This window comes from Mesorhizobium opportunistum WSM2075, assembly GCF_000176035.2.
In the GTDB taxonomy this organism is placed as follows: domain Bacteria; phylum Pseudomonadota; class Alphaproteobacteria; order Rhizobiales; family Rhizobiaceae; genus Mesorhizobium; species Mesorhizobium opportunistum.
The window spans coordinates 2,344,422-2,365,303 of record NC_015675.1; the positions used below are offsets into that span (position 1 = coordinate 2,344,422).

Sequence of the window (20,882 nt, forward strand, 5' to 3'; positions counted from 1 at the left end):
GGGAGAAGGAAGCTCACCGTCCCTCGCGGTACCACATCGAGCCCATTGCCAGGAGCAGCAGGCCGAGGCCGAGGAAGCCGCCGAAAAGCGGCACGCGCGAGACGGCCTTGAGCACGCTGTCGTCGGTGGTGCGCAGTCCGATCCAGTCGCTGCCGGAGGCTTCGCCGGCCGAGCGCACCGGCACGATGGAGGGCAGCGTCACATCACCGCCAAGGGCGGAGGACGATGCCAACCGGCGCACGCTGCCGCCGGTTGCTTCCGCCGGCGCCTTCAACCGGTTTTCGGTGGAGATGACATCCGAGAATTCCGGTGCGTTGACCGGTCCGACATGGGCGAGCGCGGTGAGGTCGCCATTGGCGACCTGGAAGAGGCCGATCTCGTTGGTCTCGACGCTGCCGAGGAAGACGCCGGGTTCGGATTTCTCGAGCTTGACGGTCAAGGTCTTGCCGGAGGGCGTGATGATCTGCGCGGGGCCGGGGTCGTCGGCCATCGTCTGGCGGCGGATCTCCAGCACCATGCCGCGTCCATCGGCGGTCAGCCGCTCTTCCTCCAGCTCGGGCTCCTTCATCAGCCAGTGGGCGATGCGCCGGTAGAGCTGGACATGCGGACCGCCGCCCTCGAAGCCGCGCGCCCACAGCCAGCCCTGGTCCGACAGAAGCATGCCGACACGGCCTTCGCCCTTGCGGTCGAGCAGCAGCAGCGGCCGGTTGTCGGCGCCCTTCATCACCACTTCGCCCTGCGGGTTCTGCACACCGATGGTCCGGAACCAGCGGCTCCAGTGCGGCGGCTCGGTGGCCGAACCGTCCAGGCCGCGGGTCACCGGATGGCGCTGGCCGAGATCGGTGAGGCGCGGATAAAAGGCCTTGTCGACCACTTCGCCGGTCGGCATGGCCGGCAGGGCCGACATCAGCGGCGTACGCGCGATCGAACTTTCGCCGGCATATTCGGGGCCGGCGGCGATCAGCAGCGCGCCGCCCTTTTCGACATATTCGGAGATGTAGTCGTAATAGAGGATCGGCAGCACGTCGCGGTGCTGGTAGCGGTCGAAGATGATGAGATCGAAATCCTTGATCTTCTCGACGAACAGCTCACGCGTCGGGAAGGCGATCAGCGACAATTCGTTGATCGGCGTGCCGTCCTGCTTTTCCGGCGGCCGCAGGATGGTGAAATGGACGAGATCGACGGAGGCGTCCGATTTCAACAGGTTGCGCCAGGTACGCTCGCCCGCGTGCGGCTCGCCCGAAACCAGCAGTACGCGCAGGTTCTCGCGGATGCCGTCGACCAGCGCGATGGCGCGGTTGTTGGTGTCGGTCAGTTCGCCCGGTTCGCGGTCGATGGCGAGTTCGATGATGTTGCGCCCGGCGCCCGGGATGGTCACCTGCAGCGGCATCGCCTGGCCGACGGTCGCATGCTCGACCGCGACCTGCTCGCCATTGACCGAGACGCGCACATCGACCGGACCGGTCTCGTTTTCCGTCGAGATGACGCGATAGGTCATATCGAGCGGCTTGCCGACGAGGCCGAAACGCGGCGCGTTCTCGAAGCGGATACGGCGGTCCTTTTCGTGATCGTTGCCGGTGATCAGGGCATGCAGCGGGGCGTTGAAATCGGGCGCGCCGGGCGGTGCGTCATGCACTTCGCCGTCGGTGACCATGATGGCGCCGCCGATGCGCGATGGCGGCACGTCGCGGAAGGCGCCTTCCAGCGCACCGAACAGGCGTGTCTCGGTGCGCTCGTCGGCGGCTTCGGACTTGCCGGCTTCGACGACGCGGACGTCGAACTGCTTGAAGCTGCCAAGCCGCTGCTGCAGGCCGGCCAACGCCTCGTCGGTCTGCCTGGTGCGGTCGCCGATGTCCTGACTCTGGCTGCGGTCGACGATCAGGGCGACGACGCTCTTCAGCGGCTCGCGCTCCTCGTTGAGGAACACCGGGTTGAAGAGGGCGGCGGCGAGCGCCAGCAGGGCGACGAAGCGCAGGACACCGCCGCGCTGGCGAAACCACAGGCCGACCAGCGCAAGCAGCGCCAATGGCACCAGCACCAAGGCCAGCAAGGGCCAGGACGAGATCAGCGGCTCGAAGGAGATCGACCAGTTCATGCCTTACCCTCCGCTTTGCGGGGAGGGTCGATCCACTCGAGTCGTGCAACAAGGAGCATCATCTTACTGCCCCAGCCGTTCGAGCAGTATCGGGACATGCACCTGGTCGGATTTGTAGTTTCCGGTCAGCATGTACATCATGATGTTGACGCCGGCACGCAGCGCGTAGATCCGCTGCATCGGGTCGGCCGGCACGGTCGGCAGCAGCGGGTCGCCATTCTCGTCGACCGCCCAGGCGCCGGCGAAATCATTGGCGGTGATCATGATCGGCGAGACGCCGTCGCCGGTGCGCACCGGCCGGTTGTCGGCGTTGCTGGCATCGAGCGATGTCTCGACCCAGAGCGGGCTGCCGGCGAAGCGGCCCGGGAATTCGGGCAGGATGAAGAAGGATTTGGTCAGCACATGGTCCGACGGCACCGGCTCCAATGGCGGCACGTTGAGGCTGCCGAGGATGTCGCGCAGCCGTTCTGTCGCCGGGCTGGTGGAATCGGCGCCGATGCCGTTGGCGAACTGGTCGCGCGTGTCGAACAGCACCGTGCCGCCCTGCTGCATATAGGCGTCGATGCGGGCGATCGCCGCCTGGCTCGGCATCGGCGCCGATGGATCGATCGGCCAGTAGATCAGGGGATAGAACGACAGCTCGTCCTTCGAAATGTCGACGCCGGCCGGCTCGCCCGGTTCGAGCGCGGTCTTTTCGATCAGGAAGCGGGTCAGGCCCTCGAGCCCGGCGCGGCTGATCGAATCGACACCCGGCACGCCGGTCAGCACATAGGCGATGCGGGTCTTGGAAATCGCCTCGATGGCCACCTCGTCGCCGGGCTTGGCATCGTCGGCGCGGGCAAGGTCGGCATGACCGAACAAAGCGCCGAGCGCGATCAGGATCGCGGCGGTGGTTGCCACCGCGCCGGCGCGGCGCGGCCGGCGCGAAAACAGGCCGCCCATCCACAACACCGCCAGCGTGTCGAGCAGCATCAGTATCAAAGCGGCGGCAACCAGCCCGCCCTTCAGGTTGCGCGATTCGTCGAAGGCATACTGGATCGAGGTGACCGGCACGGTGATTTGCGGGCGCGCCAGCGGGGTCAGCGTGCTTGCGGCATCGAGCAGGTTGTGAGCGAAGACGCCAGTCTCGGAACCGTAGAGGCCGGGCGGGTTCTCGAAGGTCACCGGCAGTGTACCGGCCCCCGGCACCAGCGGCCGTGCATCCGGCGTCGGCGGCACCAGCGAGCCGTCGGCCGCTATCATGCGATAGGGCGCGAGCGAGGTGGCGGCGGCTTCGGCGTTGGCGATCGCAGCGCCTTGGTTGCGCGACAGCTGGACGATGCGGCGCAGCATCTCGACGAAGCTGCCGGAGATCGGCAGGTTCGACCATGTCGCCTCCGGCGTGATATGGAACAGGACCAGCGTGCCCTTGCCCTTCTTCAGCCCGGTGACCAGCGGCGTGCCGTCGGCAAGTGCGGCCCAGGTGCGCTCGACGATATCGGGCGTTGGCTCCGCCAGCACCTGCCGGCTCACGGTGACTTCGGTGGGTGGCGCCAGATCGGCGAACGGTCCGGCCTTGGGGAATTCGGTGACCGGCTGCGGCGACGTCCATGACAAGGCGCCGCCGAGCGAACGTTCGCCGGTGCGCAGGCGCACGGGCAGCAGGTCGTCGTCGTTGCCGGCGGCGGCCAGCCGCGAGCCGGCGAAACGTACCAGCGTGCCGCCTTTTTCGACCCAATCGACCAGCCTTGGCCGGACCTGCTCGGGAATGGTGCCGATATCGGCCATGATGATCATCGCCGGCTTCTGGTCGAGGATCTGCGGGATGGCGTCGGCAAGATCGGCGCTTGAGGGTTCGACCAGATCGGCGAAGGGCTGCAGTGCGCGCCTGATGTAGTAGAGCGGCGACAGCAGCGGCTGCGCCTGGTCGGCCTCGGCCTGTGACAACAGCCCGACACGGCGACGCTTGGAGTTTTCGTCGAGCACGCGCACGGCGCCGGCGTGGCGCTCGCCGTCGAGCGCGATCGAGGCGAAGTCGTTGCGCAGCTCGAACGGCACCGTCATGGTGCCGGTGGCGGTGGCCTCGCCCGGCGCGAAGGTCAGCGTCGCATCGGCGATGCGGCGGCCCTTGTCGTCGAAAGCACCTGCGGTGACCCGGCCCGGTGCAGGGTCGCCCGGCGCGCGAATGGCGGTCAGTGCGAAGCCGTCGACCTGATTGTCGGCGGCGGTGAGGCCGGTCAGCGAAAGCCGGTCGGCGGTTGCCCAAACGACGCGGGCGGCATTTTTCGACAACAGCGTGTTGAAGGCGGCTTCATCGTCTTTGGCCGCCAGGCCATCGGCAAGCACGGCGACGCTGGCACCGCGCACGGTCTGCAACACGCCGGCGACACGGGCATAGACGGCCGGCCGGTCAGTCGGGATCGGCCGCGGCTTGGCCGCGCGCAGCCGGTTGAGCGCCGAAGCGGCATCGAAAGGGCCGATCTCGGCATTGGGCTTTTCGGCGGTGAAGGCGATGATGACCGGCACGCCGTTCGAACCGGCATCGTTGATCAGCCGCTCGGCGGTGGCGACACGTTTGTTCCAGTCGGCGGCGCTGGCCCAGTCATTGTCGATGACCAGTGCAAGTGCTGCTCCCTCGGCCGTCAGTTTTTCGCGCGGGTTGAAGACCGGTTCGGCCAACGCGGCCACGATGAGGGCCGCCATCAAGAGCCTGAGCAGCGTCAGCCACCATGGGCTCTGCTGCGGGGTCTCCTCGCGTTTCAGCACACGGGCCAGGATCTTCAGCGGCGGGAACACTTCGGTCTGCGGCTTGGGCGGCGTCAGCCTGAGCAGCCACCAGATCACCGGCAGCGCCAGCAGGCCCCACAGCACCATGGGAGCGCCGAAGGAGAGCGGCAGCCAGCTCATGCGACCGCCTTTCCGGCACGACCGCTAACCGCATGACCGCCCTCGGCGGTCATCGCCATGTGCAGGCGCACCAGCGCGTCGGACGCCAGCCGATCGGTGTGATTGACGGTGAAGCTCCAACCGAGCCGCTTGCACCAGCCGGCCAGTTCCTGGCGGCGGGCAGTGTAGAGCAGGCGGTATTCATCGGCGAGCATTTCGGCGCGCCCGGCTGTCAGTTTCTCGCCGGTCTCGGGATCGGTGAACTCGGTGCGACCAGCATAGGGGAAGGTCTCCTCGGCCGGGTCGGCGACCTCGATTAGGTGGGCGCGCACGCCATGGCGGGCCAGCACGCCGAGCCAGGCCATCGTTTCCTCCACGGGATCGAGGAAATCGCTGGCGATGACGATGTCGCAGAAGCGCCTGATATCCGTGAGGTCGGGTTTTGCCGGCAGCTCGCCGGCATGCATGAGCTGGGCGGCGATGCGCTCGGCGCCGTTGCGGGCGGTGAACGGATCGGTCAGCCCCGGCCAGGCGATGCGTTCGCCGCTGCGCGACAAAAGTTCGGCCATGGCGAGCGTGAGCACCAGGGCGCGCGATTGCTTGGAAACGCTGGCGCCGGTCGACTTGTAGAGCATGGATGGCGAAGGGTCGGCCCAAAGCCACACCGTATGAGCGGCTTCCCATTCGCGGTCGCGCACATAGGTATGGTCGTCGCGTGCCGAGCGGCGCCAGTCGATGCGTGAGGAATCGCCTTCGACATAGGGCCGGAACTGCCAGAAATTCTCGCCAATGCCACGTTTGCGGCGGCCGTGCCAGCCGGCGATCACGGTGTTGACGATGCGCCGCGCCTCGACCAGCAGGTCGGGCACAAGCGAAGCCCGCAACCGGCCACGGGCGAGCGCGTCGCGCGTCGCCGCCGGAGCCTGGACCTCGCCGATGCGCGCCATCAAATCCCTTTCACAAGCTTCGCCACGACATCGCGCACGCTGGTGCCTTCGGCGCGGGCGGCGAAAGTCAGCGCCATGCGATGCTGCAGCACCGGCTCGGCCAGCGCCCGCACATCGTCGACCGAGGGTGCCAGCCGCCCATCGTAGAGCGCCCGCGCACGCGTGCACAGCATCAGCGCCTGGCTGGCGCGCGGGCCTGGACCCCAGGCGACAAGCTTGTCGGTCTCGGCGTTGTCCTGGCCCGGGCGCGCCGAGCGCACCAGGGTCAGGATCGCCTCGACGACGCTTTCGGGCACCGGCATGCGGCGGATCAGCGTCTGGATCTCCTTCAGCCGCGCCGGCTGCAGCACGTTCTGCGCCTTGGCGTCCTCGACACCGGTGGTTTCCAGAAGAATGCGGCGCTCGGCCTCGATTTCGGGATAGAGGATGTCGACCTGCATCAGGAAGCGGTCGAGCTGGGCTTCCGGCAGCGGATAGGTGCCTTCCTGCTCCAGCGGATTCTGCGTCGCCAGCACATGGAAGGGCGCCGGCAGGTCGTGGCGGGCGCCGGCAATGGTGACGTGGTACTCCTGCATCGCCTGCAGCAGCGCCGACTGGGTGCGCGGCGAGGCGCGGTTGATCTCGTCGGCCATCAAAAGCTGGGCGAAGATCGGTCCGGAAATGAAGCGGAAGGAGCGCTTGCCGAATTCGTCCTGCTCCATCACTTCGGAGCCGAGGATGTCGGAGGGCATCAGATCGGGCGTGAACTGGATGCGGCGCGAATCGAGGCCGAGCACGACACCCAGTGTCTCCACCAGCTTGGTCTTGGCGAGGCCGGGCACGCCGACCAGCAGCGCGTGGCCGCCGGCCAGCAGCGCCACCAGCGTGCGCTCGACGACATTCTCCTGGCCGAAGATGACCCGGCCGACCCCGTCGCGAATTCTGGAGATGTCGGCAAGCGCCTTCTCGGCCTCGGCGATCATGTCCTTTTCGCTGATTGGGCTTTCCTTGACCATTACGCTCATTCAGCTCAATCCCTTAAAATTGGAGATAGATGGTTGGAAATAACGGTTGCAGCATAGCATAAGTTTGCCGCGATTCGGCCTCGCGTGGCGCCTACGTTGGAACTTAAATCACAGACTTAGGCTGACAAGCGGAACAACAGTGACTATTTCGTGACCATGTCGGAACACTTCGAACATCGCGAACAGAGCCTTACCGATGCCACCGAGGCGCGCGGCCTGGAGGCGCTGATCTCGCGTGCGGCACGTGCCGGCAAGGGCGCGGCGCCGGTCGAGCGCTGGAATCCCGACTTTTGCGGCGATCTCGACATGGAGATCAAGGCCGACGGCACCTGGTTCTATCTGGGTACGCCGATCGGGCGCATGCCGCTGGTGCAGCTTTTCTCTTCCGTGCTGCGCAAGGATGCCGACGGCAGGACCTATCTGGTGACGCCGGTGGAAAAGGTCGGCATCCGGGTCGCCGATGCGCCCTTCATCGCCGTCGAAATGGACGTTTCGGGCAGCGGCGACCAGCAAGTCATCACTTTCCGCACCAATGTCGGAGATGTCGTCGAGGCCGGGCCGGAGCGGCCGCTGCGCTTCGTCGACGAGAATGAGACCGGCGGATTGAAGCCCTATGTGCTGGTGCGAGGCAGGCTGGAGGCGCTGGTGGCGCGGCCGGTCATGTACGAACTGGTCGAGCATGCCGAGGAGATCGAGATCGACGGCAGGACGATGTTTGCCGTGCGCTCCAGGGGAGCGGTGTTTGCGATCATGCCGGCGGATCAACTGAAGCGGCTGAGCGCGTGATGGACCAGGTGTCACCGATGCCGTTTTCATCGGCGGATTTTCGCGCGCGCTTCGCCGCGCAGCCGCAGGCCCATGCCAGCGACGACTATGGCGATCACCGCTTCAATCCGGGCCATCCGCGCCTCAACCAGGGCAAGGCGCTGCGCAACGCGGCGGTGCTGATCCCGGTTGTCGATCACGAAGGCGAGGCGACGGTTCTCCTGACCAAGCGGGCCGAAAAGCTGCGCAACCATTCGGGGCAGGTGGCTTTTCCCGGCGGCACCATCGATGCCACCGATGCGAGCCCGGAAGCCGCGGCACTGCGCGAGACCTTCGAGGAGATCGGCCTTGGCCAGGATCGCATCGAGATCCTCGGACGCATGCCCGACTATGTCGCCGGCAGCGGCTACCGGATCGCGCCGGTGCTCGGCATCGTGCGGCCCGGTTTCCAGCTCGCCTTGAACGCCGATGAAGTCGACGCGGCCTTCGAGGTGCCGTTGCGCTTCCTGATGGACCCCGCCAACCATAAGCGCGACAGCCGCATGTGGAACGATCTCGAATGGTTCTTCTACGACATGCCTTACGGCGACCGGCGCATCTGGGGCGTCACCGCCGGGATCATCCGTACGCTCTATGAAAGGCTCTATGCGTGAGTGTTTCGATCGCGGGCAGGGCCGACTGGCTCGCCGACAAGCATCTGCAGCGCCTGCTCGCCGCTCTCACCGAGGGCGGTGAAGAGGCGCGTATTGCCGGTGGGGCGGTGCGCAACACGCTGATGGGCCAGCCGGTCGCCGACACCGACATCGCCACAACCTGTTTGCCTGAGGAAACCATCCGCCGCGCCCAGGCGCAAGGTTTCAAGCCGGTGCCGACCGGTATCGAGCACGGTACCATTACTGTGGTCGCAGGCGGCAAGCCCTATGAAATCACCACCTTGCGCGCCGATATCGAGACCGATGGCCGCCGCGCCAAGGTCTCGTTCGGCCGCGACTGGAAGCTCGACGCCGAGCGGCGCGATTTCACCATCAACGCGCTCTATGCCGAGGCCGATGGCAAGGTTGTCGACCTGGTCGGCGGCATCGCCGACATCGAGGCACGGCGGCTGCGCTTCATCGGCGATCCGGAAGCACGTATCCGCGAGGATTACCTGCGTATCCTGCGCTTTTTCCGCTTTTTCGCCTGGTATGGCGAAGGCCGGCCGGACGCCGAAGGGCTGAAGGCCTGCGCGCGGTTGAAGGACGGACTCGCACAGCTGTCCGCCGAGCGCGTCTGGTCAGAATTGAAGAGGCTTCTGTCGGCGCCGGACCCATCGCGGGCGCTGCTGTGGATGCGGCAGGCCGGTGTCCTGACCGCGGCGCTGCCGGAAAGCGAGAGGTGGGGCATCGATGCCATTCACGGGCTGGCCAAGGCCGAGAAGGATCTGGGCTGGCCGGCCGACGCGATGCTGCGGCTGGAGGCGATCGTGCCGCCGGATGCGGCGCGCATGAAAATACTGGCAGAGCGGCTGAAACTGTCGACTGCGGAAGCTGACCGCCTGCGCCACTGGGGGCTGACGGCTGCCGTCGAGCCGAAGACGACCGAGGGCGAACTGGCCAAGCGGCTCTATCGTGGCGATCGGCAAGGCTTTGTCGATCGGCTGCGGCTGTCGCTCGCCTCGGCGCGGGTGCGTGCCGTCGACGACAATGACGCACTGCTCGAAGCCGGCGGTTTCTCGCGCCTGCTCGCCTTTGCGCTCAAATGGGAGAAGCCGTCGTTTCCGCTGAAAGGCGCCGATCTGACCGCACTTGGCGCCAAGCCTGGGCCGAAGCTCGGCGAAATCCTCAAGAACCTCGAGGCGGAATGGGTCGAAGCGGGATTTGCGCCTGATCGCGGCGCATTGCTCGAACGCGCCGCGAAGGCCCTTGAACCCTAGAGCCTGGCTCGAATATCGTACACGAAGCGCGGCCCATCTACCTGATGGCCACGGGAGCCAAGGCACGCGAAAGGCTTGCTTCGCCCTTGCCGTAGGTGGAGGCGCTATAGTTGACCAGCGTGTCGGTACGAGCCGTGTTGAGCAGATCGTTGGTGATCTGGGTCGGCGTGGCCTTGGTGAATTTACTGCCGATGATCGCCGCATAGCCTGAAATGATCGGCGCGGCGAAGGACGTGCCATAAAGGCCCGTCTTGCTCCCGTCGACACCGACTACAAGGAAATGGCTTTGCACAAGCGGATTGGATCCGGCGTAGTTGGAGTACCAGGCGAGCTGGGCCGGGTTTGACGTCGTGCCGTTCGTTGACAGCGCACCGACGAAGATCGCTGACGCTTTGCCGACCAGGGCGAGGTCGAGATAGTCCTGCTGGCCATTGGTGACACCGCCCACGGCAACGGAGTCGTTGCCGGCTGCCTTGGAGACAACGGCTGACCCTCTGGTGGCATAAGAGATGATCGAAGCCTCCTCGGCGCTCCATCCAATCTGGTTCGGGCTGTAGCCCGCTGTAGCGTACATGCCATAACTCAGATTGAGCACGTTCAGGCCAGGCGCCAGCGTCACCGCCGAGCTGGTTGTGAAGTCTTTCGACCTTATGGTTGCCAAGGGGGCAATCATGGAGGCTTCTTCGCGTGTCCATTCGCCGTGCCGCTGGGTCTGCACCCCAATGCCAAAGTTGCCGGAGAACCGCGATGTACTGGAAAAATCGTCAACGATCGTAATCGTGACGCCCTTGCCCTTGTAACCCGCGGCCCACGCGGCACCGACGTCGGGGCTCATCCACCCTGGTGTTGTTGCTGCTTGCGTGCGCGCGGCCGGGATCTTTGCGCTTACGCATATGGACAGGCCGCCATGGCACAGCGCGGCCATCTCGTCGGCATCGGGGGCCTGCTGGGCCGACGCGATCGGCGCCGACAGCATGGCGAAGGCCATGGCGATACCGAATTTCAAATGTCTAGCTGGCATGTTCCTACTCCGATCAAACAAGAAACTGGTACGGGCGATCGCGAACCGCGGTTTTTCAATCCATGGCCTTCGGCGATCAGAAAGTAACACGGTAGTTCAGCCACAGATGCTGGCTCTCCGGTTTAGCGTTAACCAGATATTTCAACGTTTCCTCAGGAGCCATCTGGCTGGCCGCAAGCCGGCAATTGACGCTGTAGGTACCGAGGTCGCCATAGTCGGCCTGGCAGGATTTTTCGGTGAGTTTGCCGCCGATCACGGTGGTAAGCGACAGGGAAAGGGTGCTGTTCGGGCTCGGATGCACCTGGGTGAGGAAACCAAGCTTGAGGCTGGGCTCGATCCTGTATTTCTCGCCCTGTTCCCCGGTCCCAAATCCCCAAAGGATGCCGGTGTCCTGGGTGATCTGGGTGATGAGGTCCACGTGCATATCGACCCAGCTTGCGCGGTACCATTGGTTGAACGATACCCGGTTTCCGCTCTGCAATTCGTAACCGCCATTGCCCAAGCCTCGCGCGCGATCGCTGAGCGGCGAGCCCTGATGGACGTCGACCAACGATGTCGTCAATTCCTGGGCAACAACCGGCGATGCGCCAATGAGCGCGCACGAAACGAGCGCCATTGTGCAGGAGCTCAGTCGACTGCCGGACTTTTCGCCCATGCGCGAACCCACCTCACCACCCCACCGATCCGGATCAGTGCCTGGTGGCGACGGGCTTCTCTGGCAGCCCACAGTACCCGGATTGTCCGGCCGACAGTGGCACCGGTTGGGTTACCGCGGGGTTTATTTTAGCTGGAGGGAATATATTTTTTTACTCACAAGGTGACGTGCACCGCGTCGAAGCGATTTCCTGCAACATCTCGTCGTCGCAATACGGAGCAGGTGCGGTGCCATGTATCAAAGCGCCCACAACGCCAAAGCGAATGGCGGGCGTCAAGGTCGGCGCACAGCTTACGCGGCGTCGCGGACTTTCTCGATGCGTGAACGAATCGCCTCGATCATCGTCTCGCGGATGATCGTCTCGCCATGTGTCTCGCGCATATGCTCGACGGCACGGCGCATCACCTCGGCTTCCTCGCCGGCACGGGTGTGCCAGTCACAGCCGGGAACGAGCGACCCGCAGTGGAATTCCTTCATCGGATTTCTCCCTTTTTCCTCCGTGGAGCCTGGGCGAGGCTCCGGTGCTTTCTTGGCCCAGGTTCCGAATTCCGGGCTTGGACTTTCGCAGCCTGAGCGGGTGGAAAGCATAACACAGATGGGGTGATATTGGTTGCGGTCAACCACAAAAAGGCGGAGCGGTTCCGCTCCGCCCTCTTACGCTTGGCCCAGGGCAGGGCCGGACATCGTCTCGTCCAGCCCGGGCGGGTTGGTCGTCACTTCATGATCTTGACCGACTCGGCAATCTTGTTCTTGCCGCTCGTGTCCCATGAGATTCTGACTTTTTCACCGACCTTCAGGCCAGGATCCTTGAAGGTGCTGGGAAGCGTAAAAGATGATCCGTTGTCAAGAACCAGGCTCATGGCTGTCGCGTCGAAGGTCTTGACCGTGCCGGTGGTGTGCTTGACGGCGGCGAATGCTACCGAACCGGAAGCGAGCAAGGCCGCCGCGGCGGCCGAAACAATGATCTTGCGCATCGCAAAGTACTCCTGGAAAGAGCGGGCATCCTTTTGACGAGGTGTCCCGCATCGTCTTGGGCCGTCCGGTTGCGTCGAGTCGCGGCCCGCTTGTTTCGACGCAATTCCGAACGGAAAACCCGTTTCCCACTTTCTCGGAATTGCGCTCAGCAAACCACCGGCGCTTCCCGACCCGGCACAAGAATTAGACCAATCTTTTCAAGTGCCTATTAGACGAAAAAGAAATTTTCGCAGGACCCCGTGCCACATTCCATGCCCATTTCGCCGGGAATGGGACATCAATACGGCTCACATCACGCTCACCATCTTGTTACGGCCAGCGGACCTCTGGCGGCAGGCTGGACAGGATCGACGCGACATTGCCGCCGGTTTTCAGGCCGAAGATGGTGCCGCGATCGTGAAGCAGGTTGAATTCGACATAGCGGCCACGGCGGATGAGCTGTTCGTCGCGGTCGCCGTCGGTCCAGTTCTCGTTGAAGTTGGCGCGCACGAGATGGCCGTAGACGACCAGGAAAGATCGCCCGACATCCTGGACGAAGTTGAAATCGGCATTCCAGCCGCCCGCGGCTTCGCCTGAATGCAGGTAGTCGAAGAAGATGCCGCCGGTGCCGCGAGGCTCGTTGCGGTGCGGCAGATAGAAGTACTCGTCGCACCAGGTCTTGAATTTCGGGTAGTCGGCGACGCCAGCGTTCTTTTCGCAAGCGAACTGCATGGCGCGGTGGAAAGCGATGCTATCGGGGTCGTCCTGGGTGCGGCGGCGGTCGAGCACCGGGGTCAGATCGGCGCCGCCGCCGAACCAATGGCTGGAAGTGACCACCATGCGCGTGTTCATGTGCACCGCCGGGACGTTGGGGTTCCAGGGATGCGCGATCAGCGAAATGCCGGAGGCCCAGAAACGCGGGTCTTCCTCGGCGCCGGGTATCTGCTTCCTGAATTCGGGTGAGAACTCGCCATAAACAGTCGAAGTGTGGACGCCGACCTTCTCGAAGACGCGGCCATGCATCATCGACATGGTGCCGCCGCCGCCCTTGCCCTGGTCACGCTCCCAGGGCGTCTTTTCGAAGCGGCCCGGCGCCCATGAGGCCAGCGGGCCCTGGAGATCCTGTTCGATCTGCTCGAAGGCGCCGCAGATGCGTTCGCGCAAGGCCTCGAACCACAGGCGTGCCTTCATCTTCTTCTCTTCGATGTCGGCGGGCAGGCCAAGTGGCATTTCAGGTCGTTCCAAGTGCTGTCTCCGGTTGCGGGTCGGCCGAGTCGACAAAAGACTCGTCTTTTCCGGGCGCGATCCCTAATCTCTTAAGGGACAGGGTCAAGTCACTTTGGTTTTGCGCATGATCCTTTCCGAACCCGCTTTCGGGGTCATGCGCCAGGTGCAAGGAGTGGTTTCGTGCGCACCCCGGCAAGACCGCCGCTGGATGGCCTGAAGAAAAGGCTCGACCAAAGCCGAGCCGAACGCGAGCGCATGCCGCGCGACGGTTTCCTGCGCGAGACCTTCGTGCTGCCGCGCTCCGATGCGCGGCTCAAGGCCAAGGAATGGTTCGAGCGTTTCCCCAAGCAGGCCTACTGGACCGAGATCGAAAGCTGGTTCGAACGACCGGGGGATTTGATCGAATTCACCATCAGGCGGTTGCCGGCGGCGGATTGAGGCTACAGACGTCGACTTGAACTCTGTGATTTTATCAAATAGTCGTATTTTTCCTTCGTATCCGCTTTTCCGAAAAAACCGTAAATTCTAGAAAGAGTCCCGTAGAGATCGGAATTTCCCCCATAGAGAGAGATCTCTCTTTCAATGAAATCTCTAGATAATTGAATTTTATTCAGTTTTTGTTTATTAATCGTGACATTGCCGCCATTTATGCCGAACACTTCCTCGTAGTACAGAATGCCTGCATATCCTATATATCCCTTTCCCGGATACATGTAATACGTGTTCAATAGCTCTTTTGCGCCGGCATCAAATGAATTATCGGAATAGTTATCTAAAATGATCTCAGCGTCTATTTTATTTGCCATCGCAGGAAAGAATGTTTTGTCGTACTTTAGTGATTCGGTGAACCAAAATAACGCCTTCTCCAGAAGCTTACGGCTATTTTTTTCATCGGTTAATTTTTTACGATCGGCCGCGTATGTGATGCCAATCAGATTCGTATACCACTTCAAGTCTCTATTCTCAGCGATATTGGCCAAAGCTCTTTGCCGCACAAAATCCGTATCAAACTTTGAGGTATTGTATAGGCTATAATACTCATCGGAGGCTGAGATGACTCCTTTCGATATCTCATCCACATAGTTTAGACCAGATAAGCCTGAGGTGGCCTGAAAGTCCGTTGTAAATACTTCGTACCGTGTCGGATTACACTTCTCGTCTATGTGCAATATAATCTCGATAGTTTTTACGTCAACGGACGATATATATCCAATTAATTTTGCGTAGCTGTTTGAATTGTAATACTCGTGGAGTAACTCTGTCGACTTGTCTGGATTTTTTAAGGATCCAAAGCCAGATATGTCTTTTTTCTCGGATACTGCATCTCTGATGTATCTATTTGACCGTATTGAGACGATGTCGGAAATTTTCTCGGGTGATATAAAATGGCAATTATTACCCGATCCGTCAAAGGAGATATTTATATCTATAAAATACTTATTCCCGTTAAACGCATAAAATGTGCAGAAAATCAAAATAAATAGGAAAAACGAGCTTGAAAATACGGCAGAAATTATCGCCCAGTATTTTTTAAAAAATCCGCTCATCCGAATTCGCCCCCGATTTCCATGACAAATGAAAATCTACTAGATTAGTAATATCGGATGGTGTCACTGTCTATGCGTTTGACGTAAAGTAGCTTTTGACGGATTCGAAGCGAATTGATGTCAAATGGATGTTCGCGTTGATATCGAAATCTGCCTATTAAGTTAAGGTGTCTGAGGCACCAGCCTTCTCGCCCCCGTTCCTTCCCTTGCCAGCCTGTCGCCCTTGTTCCTGAGCGGACATTTGTCGATCGACATGCAGCCGCAGCCGATGCAGTCGGTCAGGCCGTCGCGCAGCTTCTTTAGCTGGCTGATCTTCTGGTCGAGGCTATCGCGCCAAGCCGTTGAAAGCAGATTCCAATCCTCTCGCGTCGGCGTACGGCCTTCAGGTAACGATTCAAGTGCCGCGCCGATCTCGGCCAGCGAGATGCCGACCTCCTGCGCGACCTTGATGATTGCCACCCGCCGCAGCACGTCGCGGCCGTAGCGGCGCTGGTTGCCAGACGTGCGGTGGCTGCGGATCAGCCCGCGCGCCTCGTAGAAGTGCAATGCCGATACAGCCACGCCGCTGCGCATGGCCACCTGGCCGACCGTCAGTTCCGCTGCTGGAGCCATTTCCCATTTTCCGCTTGACCTCAAGTTGAGTTGAGCTTGTAGCGAAGAAATGCCGATGGAGCAAATGACAGGAGAAGGCGATGTGCGCCTGGGTGAAAATGACTGGAAACGGCGTTGCCGGCGAACCGCTATCCGAGCTGCCGGACGGCTTCGCCAGCCACCATGGCGACGGAAAGCGCGACGTTGATGCTGCGCGCGCCACCCTGCATGGGGATGGTCAGCCGCGCGTCCGCGGCCTGATGGATCGGATCCGGCACGCCTGCGGATTCGCGGCCGAACAGGAGGATGTCGCCACGGGCGAAGGCGAATTCGGTGTAAGGGGCCGTGGCCTTGGTCGACAGAAGCACCAGCCGTTTCGCATGCACCTTGCGCCAGTCCTCGAAGGCGTCCCAGTCGACATGCCGGGTCAGGGCAGCCATTTCGAGGTAGTCCATGCCGGCGCGTCTGAGCGCTTTGTCGGAGAGCGGGAAGCCGGCCGGTTCGATGATGTCGACGCCAAGGCCGAGGCAAGCGGCGAAGCGCAGGATTGTCCCGGTATTGCCGGCGATGTCAGGCTGGTAGAGCGCGATGCGGAGACGACAGTTCATTTCCGCGTCTTTCTAATAAGTGGCAGATCGGCCACAGCGACCTCGCGGTTTTGGAAATTCCTGGACCTGCGGGTGGCCATTTTCTGCGAAGTCGGGTATACGGCCGGCATTGTCAACCCGAACCGATGGAGGGGTAACTCATGATGACCATGCACATCCAGCGCCTCTCCTGTGGGCCAGTACGCCCCACGGCGGTTTCGGTACGACGATTCTCCTGACTCTCTAAGACTTGATCGCACCGATTCCCGCCGAAACGATTTTTCGGCACTCGAAGGAATCCTGCGATGTTTTTCAAAAAGTCAAAAGGGCTGAACGCCCAAGCTGAGCATGTCCGGACCGACACTTGTCGTGTCCAGACCGATTCGTTCAGTCATGCCCTGACCGAGGCAATGCGCACCTCCGGCCGAATGCCGGTGGTCGAACTTGCTTCGCCTTTTTTATCACATCTTCACATGGAGGACGGACCAATGTTCGATCCCTACAGAATACCCGGTTCAAGAAGCCTGCACGAGCGCAAGATGGCGACCTGGGCTCTGCTGATCGGGGAAACCTATTCGTCGGCAGTCCACGCCGAAGTCCGCCGCCGGCCGCATCGCGGCATGCTGCCGGATGTCGATTTTTCGCGTGCGGTTCCCGACCCGGGCCGGCCCTCGCTGGTGCGCCGGATTATCCGGCTGATCCGGCCGGGCGCGAAAATCCGGCTCGTCGACACCGCACCGTCAGGATCGACAAACGAGCCTGTCGGCGAAAAGCCCGCGAGCCCCTATATAGCGCGAAGCAGGGCCGGCGGTCCGGATGATTCCGGACCGTCGGCCCTCGGCGCCACACGGCCCGGGGACTTCGTACGTCGCCACGCCGCGTAAGCGGGAAACAGATTTCACGAGCATGACCTATGTTGTTGTTTAGCTGGTTTGAAAGAAGGCTCGATCCATTCCCCGCAGCGGAACCGGTCGAGCCGCCCAAGACGCTGGTGGCCTTCTGCCTGCATTATACGCGCGGGGCATGGCCCTATATCCTGACCGATGCGGTGCTGGTGACGGCCATCGCCATCGCGGAAGTGTGGATGTTCGGTTTCCTCGGCCGCATCGTCGACTGGCTGTCGGGGCAGAACCGCGAAACCTTCCTGCAGACGGAAGGCTGGAAGCTCGCCGGCATGGCCTTCATCGTGCTGTTCGCGCTGCCGGGCACCGTCTGGCTGCATTCGCTGCTCAACCAGCAGACGCTGATGGGCAATTATCCCATGCGCATCCGCTGGCAGGTGCACCGTTACCTGCTCAAGCAATCGATGAGCTTCTATCAGGACGAGTTCGCCGGCCGCATCGCCACCAAGCTGATGCAGACGGCGCTCGCCGTGCGCGAATGTGTCATCAAGTTGATCGACGTGCTGAACTACGTCGTCGTCTATTTCCTCGGCATGCTGTTCATCGTCGGCTCGGCCGACTGGCGGCTGGCGGCGCCGCTGGGCGTCTGGCTGGTCGGTTACATCCTGTTGCTGCGCTTTTTCATCCCGCGCCTCGGCAAGGTCGGCGAGGAGCAGGCCAATGCGCGCTCGACCATGACGGGCCGCGTCGTCGACAGCTACACCAACATCCAGACGGTCAAGCTGTTCAGCCATTCGCGCCGCGAGGCCTCCTTCGCCAGGGAAGGCATGATGGGCTTCCTCGACACGGTCTACCGGTCGATGCGGCTGGTGACGGTGCTTTTCGGTTCGCTCTACATCCTGAACGCCTTGCTGCTGTTCTCGGTCACCGCCATCTCGCTGTGGCTGTGGATGGGGCAAGCGGTGACGATCGGCGCGGTGGCCGTGGTCATCGGCCTGGTGCTCAGGATGTGGGGCATGTCGCAGTGGATTATGTGGGAAATGTCGGGCCTGTTCGAGAACATCGGCACGGTGCAGGACGGCATTGCCTCGATCTCGCTGCCGCGCCTGGTCGAGGACAAGCCCGGTGCGAAGGAGATCGCCGTTTCCCGTGGTGAAATCCGCTTCGAGGACATCCGTTTCCATTACGGCAAGCAGAAGGGCGTCATTGAGAGCCTGTCGCTGGCGGTGAAGCCGGGCGAGAAGGTCGGCATCGTCGGCCGCTCGGGCGCCGGCAAGTCGACGCTGGTCAATCTGCTCCTGCGCTTCTACGACCTGGAGAGCGGCCGGATCCTGATCGACGGCCAGGAGATCGCCGGTGTGAAGCAGGATTCGCTGCGTGCCCAGATTGGCATGGTCACGCAGGACACTTCGCTGCTGCATCGTTCGGTGCGCGATAACATCCTCTATGGCCGGCCCGACGCGTCGGACGAGATGCTTGTCGAGGCGGCGCGGCGAGCCGAGGCGCTGGATTTCATCGGCGGGCTTTCGGACCACAATGGCCGCAAAGGGTTCGACGCCCATGTCGGCGACCGCGGGGTCAAATTGTCCGGAGGCCAGCGGCAACGCATCGCCATTGCTCGCGTTATGTTGAAGGATGCGCCTATACTTATCCTTGACGAGGCGACATCGGCGCTGGATTCCGAGGCGGAAGCGGCCATCCAGGAGAATCTCTACAAGCTCATGCAAGGCAAGACCGTCATCGCCATCGCGCACCGGCTGTCGACCATCGCGGCGATGGACAGGCTGGTCGTGATGGACCAGGGCCGCGTCATCGAGGAGGGTTCGCACGACGAACTCGTCGCCAAGGGCGGGCTCTATGCGCAGCTCTGGCAACGCCAGTCGGGCGGCTTCCTGCTCGAGGAAAGCTCCGTCGACGCCGCCAACGACCTCGTTGCCAACGACATCGGTGCCAAGGGGCAAGCCGCAGAATGATGACCGCCGCATGATGACAGCCGTCTATCGCTGGTTCGAGAACTGGGTCTATCCGTTCAGGGAGCCGTCGAGCCTTCGGCCACCTTCAAGCGTCACCGGCTTTCTCTGGCATTATGTCGGCCAGGCGAAATTCGCCTTCTTCGCCATGCTGGTGATCGGCGGCATCGCGCCGCTGGTCGAGGCGGGCCTGTTCTACTTCGTCGGGCGGCTGGTCGATATTCTCGACCAGCTTCCCGGCGAGCGCAGCTGGCATGCGTTGTGGACCGCTGCCGGCCCGGAGCTGGTGTTCATGATCGTGGTGGTGCTGGTCGTCCGCACCATCGTCGTCGGCCTGTCGGCGCTGGTCGACGAACAGACGATCACGCCGGGCTTCTACAATCTGGTGCGCTGGCAGGCGCACCGGCACGTCTCGCGCCAGTCCTATGCCTTCTTCCAGAATGATTTCGCCGGCCGCATCGCCACCAAGGTGTGGCAGGCGGGCCAGGCGACCGGCGATTTGATGGAAAGCTTCATCGAGGTGGTCTGGTTCATGGTCGTCTACACGGTGACGACGCTGGCGCTGGTCGCCGGGCTCGATCTCAGGCTCGCTGTGCTGGTGGTGATCTGGATCACCGCCTTCGGCTGGCTGGCCAAGCTCTACCTGCCGGCGATCCGCAAGCATGCCGAGGCGACGGCCGAGGCCGGCTCGATGATCACCGGGCGCATCGTCGATTCCTATTCCAACGTGCAGACGCTGAAGCTGTTCTCGGCCGACGGCGACGACCGCTACATCAGGAACGGCTTCGACATCTATCTCGACGCGCTGCGCCCCTTCACCCGCCGGCTGACCGGGGTGCGCATGGCGCTGACGACGCTGTCGGGCATCATGATCACGGCGATCGGCTGTTTTGCCGTCTATCTCTGGGTCGAGGGCTCGATCACCGTCGGCGCGGTCGCCTTCACGCTGTCGCTGGTGCTTCGGCTCAACATGCTGCTCGGCCGGCTGATGATGCAGCTCAACAGCATCTTGCGAAATCTCGGCGTGCTGGAGAACTCCAAAGCGCTGATCTCGCAGCCGCTCGGGCTCATCGACGCGCCCGATGCGAAAGAACTTGTCGTGGCTGGCGGCCGCATCGACGTGAAAAACGTCGAGTTCCATTACGGCAAGGGGTTCGGGGTGCTGAACGGCATCGACCTTGTCGTCAAGCCGGGCGAGAAAGTCGGGCTGGTCGGACCGTCGGGTGCCGGCAAGACGACGCTCGCCAATCTGATCCTGCGGCTCTACGATTTGGAGAGCGGCTCGATCACCATCGACGGCCAGGACGTTTCGGACGTTACGCAGAATTCACTGCGCGCCAATATCGGCGTCGTCAGCCAGGACACGGCGCTGTTCCATCGCTCGTTGCGCGACAACATCAAGCTCGGCATGCCCGATGCGACCGATGCGGAGGTGATCGCGGCGGCGAAGAAGGCCGAGGCGCACGAGTTCATCCTTGGCCTGCGCGACAACAGGGACCGGGCCGGCTACGAGGCCTTTGTCGGCGAGCGCGGCGTCAAGCTTTCGGGAGGCCAGCGCCAGCGCGTCGCAATCGCACGTGTCTTCCTCAAGGATGCGCCAATCCTGATCCTCGACGAGGCGACCTCGGCGCTCGATTCCGACATCGAGGCGGCGATCCAGGAAAATTTGACGCGGCTGATGCAGGACAAGACCGTGATCGCCATCGCCCACCGGCTGTCGACGATCGCCGCCCTCGATCGCCTGGTGGTGCTCGATGGCGGCCGCATCGTCGAGCAAGGCACGCATGACGAACTGGTGGCGCTCGACGGTCTTTATGCGCGGCTGTGGAAACGGCAGTCCGGCGGCTTCCTCTATCACGAGGAAAGCGTGCTGGAAGAGACACGGCCGGCGGAGTAGGTT

Annotated in this window: 19 protein-coding genes; 7 read left to right on the top strand and 12 right to left on the bottom strand. The window is 62.6% G+C overall.

All coding sequences use genetic code 11. The annotated features are described in order from the left end of the window. Positions 1–13: 13 nt before the first annotated feature. The 4 genes from MESOP_RS11195 to MESOP_RS11210 all read right to left on the bottom strand — a co-directional run bounded on the left by MESOP_RS11195 (position 14) and on the right by MESOP_RS11210 (position 6,911). On the bottom strand, positions 14–2,095 hold the full coding sequence (locus MESOP_RS11195) for a membrane protein (protein WP_013893446.1): 2,082 nt from the start codon (positions 2,093–2,095) through the stop codon (positions 14–16). A 63-nt stretch (positions 2,096–2,158) separates the two neighbouring features. Next, a complete protein-coding gene (locus tag MESOP_RS11200) occupies positions 2,159–4,981 on the bottom strand; it encodes a DUF4159 domain-containing protein (RefSeq protein WP_013893447.1) in 2,823 nt (940 codons plus the stop codon). Then, complete coding sequence (locus MESOP_RS11205) at positions 4,978–5,907, bottom strand: DUF58 domain-containing protein (RefSeq protein ID WP_013893448.1); 930 nt, start codon at positions 5,905–5,907, stop codon at positions 4,978–4,980. The genes MESOP_RS11200 and MESOP_RS11205 overlap by 4 nt, the downstream gene beginning before the upstream one ends. Further along, complete coding sequence (locus MESOP_RS11210; protein WP_013893449.1) at positions 5,907–6,911, bottom strand: AAA family ATPase; 1,005 nt, start codon at positions 6,909–6,911, stop codon at positions 5,907–5,909. The genes MESOP_RS11205 and MESOP_RS11210 overlap by 1 nt, the downstream gene beginning before the upstream one ends. Before the next feature lie 156 nt (positions 6,912–7,067). Here MESOP_RS11210 and MESOP_RS11215 point away from each other — a divergent pair, with 156 nt between their 5' ends. From MESOP_RS11215 to MESOP_RS11225, 3 genes are read left to right on the top strand one after another with little or no spacing between them, the layout of a single operon-like run. Next, a complete protein-coding gene (locus MESOP_RS11215) occupies positions 7,068–7,697 on the top strand; it encodes a DUF1285 domain-containing protein (RefSeq protein WP_013893450.1) in 630 nt (209 codons plus the stop codon). Continuing rightward, entirely contained in the window at positions 7,697–8,329 is a 633-nt protein-coding gene (locus MESOP_RS11220; RefSeq protein WP_013893451.1) for a CoA pyrophosphatase, read from the top strand. The genes MESOP_RS11215 and MESOP_RS11220 overlap by 1 nt, the downstream gene beginning before the upstream one ends. Next, positions 8,326–9,588, top strand: a complete 1,263-nt coding sequence (locus MESOP_RS11225) for a CCA tRNA nucleotidyltransferase (RefSeq protein WP_013893452.1) — start codon at positions 8,326–8,328, stop codon at positions 9,586–9,588. Before MESOP_RS11220 ends, MESOP_RS11225 begins: the two co-directional genes overlap by 4 nt. Positions 9,589–9,625: 37 nt before the next feature. Here MESOP_RS11225 and MESOP_RS35955 read toward each other — a convergent pair whose 3' ends face one another. The 5 genes from MESOP_RS35955 to hemF all read right to left on the bottom strand — a co-directional run bounded on the left by MESOP_RS35955 (position 9,626) and on the right by hemF (position 13,463). Then, the gene (locus MESOP_RS35955) at positions 9,626–10,576 is read right to left on the bottom strand and encodes a S8 family serine peptidase (RefSeq protein WP_224731126.1); all 951 of its coding nucleotides are present in this window, start codon (positions 10,574–10,576) and stop codon (positions 9,626–9,628) included. Positions 10,577–10,685: 109 nt separating this feature from the next. Beyond that, positions 10,686–11,264 carry a hypothetical protein gene (locus MESOP_RS11235; protein ID WP_013893454.1) on the bottom strand — a complete coding sequence of 193 codons (579 nt, stop codon included), beginning with the start codon at positions 11,262–11,264 and terminating at the stop codon, positions 10,686–10,688. A gap of 291 nt (positions 11,265–11,555) precedes the next feature. Then, complete coding sequence (locus MESOP_RS11240; RefSeq protein ID WP_013893455.1) at positions 11,556–11,741, bottom strand: DUF1059 domain-containing protein; 186 nt, start codon at positions 11,739–11,741, stop codon at positions 11,556–11,558. A gap of 236 nt (positions 11,742–11,977) precedes the next feature. Beyond that, positions 11,978–12,238: a DUF1344 domain-containing protein gene (locus MESOP_RS11245; RefSeq protein ID WP_013893456.1), complete on the bottom strand. Its 261-nt coding sequence runs from the start codon at positions 12,236–12,238 to the stop codon at positions 11,978–11,980. Positions 12,239–12,548: 310 nt separating this feature from the next. Beyond that, a complete protein-coding gene (gene hemF / locus MESOP_RS11250) occupies positions 12,549–13,463 on the bottom strand; it encodes an oxygen-dependent coproporphyrinogen oxidase (RefSeq protein ID WP_041164087.1) in 915 nt (304 codons plus the stop codon). A 162-nt stretch (positions 13,464–13,625) separates the two neighbouring features. Between hemF and MESOP_RS11255 the strand changes: the two genes are divergently transcribed. Beyond that, the gene (locus MESOP_RS11255) at positions 13,626–13,883 is read left to right on the top strand and encodes a hypothetical protein (RefSeq protein WP_013893458.1); all 258 of its coding nucleotides are present in this window, start codon (positions 13,626–13,628) and stop codon (positions 13,881–13,883) included. 2 nt (positions 13,884–13,885) lie between these two features. Here MESOP_RS11255 and MESOP_RS11260 read toward each other — a convergent pair whose 3' ends face one another. The 3 genes from MESOP_RS11260 to MESOP_RS11270 form a co-directional block, all read right to left on the bottom strand. After that, on the bottom strand, positions 13,886–14,992 hold the full coding sequence (locus MESOP_RS11260) for a hypothetical protein (protein ID WP_041164088.1): 1,107 nt from the start codon (positions 14,990–14,992) through the stop codon (positions 13,886–13,888). 162 nt (positions 14,993–15,154) lie between these two features. Continuing rightward, positions 15,155–15,604, bottom strand: a complete 450-nt coding sequence (gene soxR, locus MESOP_RS11265) for a redox-sensitive transcriptional activator SoxR (protein WP_013893460.1) — start codon at positions 15,602–15,604, stop codon at positions 15,155–15,157. Positions 15,605–15,732: 128 nt separating this feature from the next. Further along, positions 15,733–16,191: a tRNA (cytidine(34)-2'-O)-methyltransferase gene (locus MESOP_RS11270; RefSeq protein WP_013893461.1), complete on the bottom strand. Its 459-nt coding sequence runs from the start codon at positions 16,189–16,191 to the stop codon at positions 15,733–15,735. Between the two features lie 467 nt (positions 16,192–16,658). Between MESOP_RS11270 and MESOP_RS11275 the strand changes: the two genes are divergently transcribed. The 3 genes from MESOP_RS11275 to MESOP_RS11285 are packed head-to-tail and all read left to right on the top strand — an operon-like array spanning position 16,659 to position 20,879. After that, complete coding sequence (locus MESOP_RS11275) at positions 16,659–17,054, top strand: hypothetical protein (protein WP_013893462.1); 396 nt, start codon at positions 16,659–16,661, stop codon at positions 17,052–17,054. A 29-nt stretch (positions 17,055–17,083) separates the two neighbouring features. Beyond that, entirely contained in the window at positions 17,084–18,985 is a 1,902-nt protein-coding gene (locus MESOP_RS11280) for an ABC transporter ATP-binding protein (protein ID WP_013893463.1), read from the top strand. A gap of 10 nt (positions 18,986–18,995) precedes the next feature. After that, on the top strand, positions 18,996–20,879 hold the full coding sequence (locus MESOP_RS11285; RefSeq protein ID WP_013893464.1) for an ABC transporter ATP-binding protein: 1,884 nt from the start codon (positions 18,996–18,998) through the stop codon (positions 20,877–20,879). Positions 20,880–20,882 lie beyond the last annotated feature (3 nt).

What these genes read in the sequence shown, in the direction of transcription:
- MESOP_RS11195 (WP_013893446.1), bottom strand. Translation starts at nt 2,095, where the DNA reads ATGAACTGGTCGATCTCCTTCGAGCCGCTGATCTCGTCCTGGCCCTTG.
- MESOP_RS11200 (WP_013893447.1), bottom strand. Translation starts at nt 4,981, where the DNA reads ATGAGCTGGCTGCCGCTCTCCTTCGGCGCTCCCATGGTGCTGTGGGGC.
- MESOP_RS11205 (WP_013893448.1), bottom strand. Translation starts at nt 5,907, where the DNA reads ATGGCGCGCATCGGCGAGGTCCAGGCTCCGGCGGCGACGCGCGACGCG.
- MESOP_RS11210 (WP_013893449.1), bottom strand. Translation starts at nt 6,911, where the DNA reads ATGAGCGTAATGGTCAAGGAAAGCCCAATCAGCGAAAAGGACATGATC.
- MESOP_RS11215 (WP_013893450.1), top strand. Translation starts at nt 7,068, where the DNA reads ATGTCGGAACACTTCGAACATCGCGAACAGAGCCTTACCGATGCCACC.
- MESOP_RS11220 (WP_013893451.1), top strand. Translation starts at nt 7,697, where the DNA reads ATGGACCAGGTGTCACCGATGCCGTTTTCATCGGCGGATTTTCGCGCG.
- MESOP_RS35955 (WP_224731126.1), bottom strand. Translation starts at nt 10,576, where the DNA reads ATGGCCTTCGCCATGCTGTCGGCGCCGATCGCGTCGGCCCAGCAGGCC.
- MESOP_RS11235 (WP_013893454.1), bottom strand. Translation starts at nt 11,264, where the DNA reads ATGGGCGAAAAGTCCGGCAGTCGACTGAGCTCCTGCACAATGGCGCTC.
- MESOP_RS11240 (WP_013893455.1), bottom strand. Translation starts at nt 11,741, where the DNA reads ATGAAGGAATTCCACTGCGGGTCGCTCGTTCCCGGCTGTGACTGGCAC.
- MESOP_RS11245 (WP_013893456.1), bottom strand. Translation starts at nt 12,238, where the DNA reads ATGCGCAAGATCATTGTTTCGGCCGCCGCGGCGGCCTTGCTCGCTTCC.
- MESOP_RS11260 (WP_041164088.1), bottom strand. Translation starts at nt 14,992, where the DNA reads ATGAGCGGATTTTTTAAAAAATACTGGGCGATAATTTCTGCCGTATTT.
- soxR (WP_013893460.1), bottom strand. Translation starts at nt 15,604, where the DNA reads ATGGCTCCAGCAGCGGAACTGACGGTCGGCCAGGTGGCCATGCGCAGC.
- MESOP_RS11270 (WP_013893461.1), bottom strand. Translation starts at nt 16,191, where the DNA reads ATGAACTGTCGTCTCCGCATCGCGCTCTACCAGCCTGACATCGCCGGC.
- MESOP_RS11275 (WP_013893462.1), top strand. Translation starts at nt 16,659, where the DNA reads ATGTTCGATCCCTACAGAATACCCGGTTCAAGAAGCCTGCACGAGCGC.
- MESOP_RS11280 (WP_013893463.1), top strand. Translation starts at nt 17,084, where the DNA reads ATGTTGTTGTTTAGCTGGTTTGAAAGAAGGCTCGATCCATTCCCCGCA.
- MESOP_RS11285 (WP_013893464.1), top strand. Translation starts at nt 18,996, where the DNA reads ATGATGACAGCCGTCTATCGCTGGTTCGAGAACTGGGTCTATCCGTTC.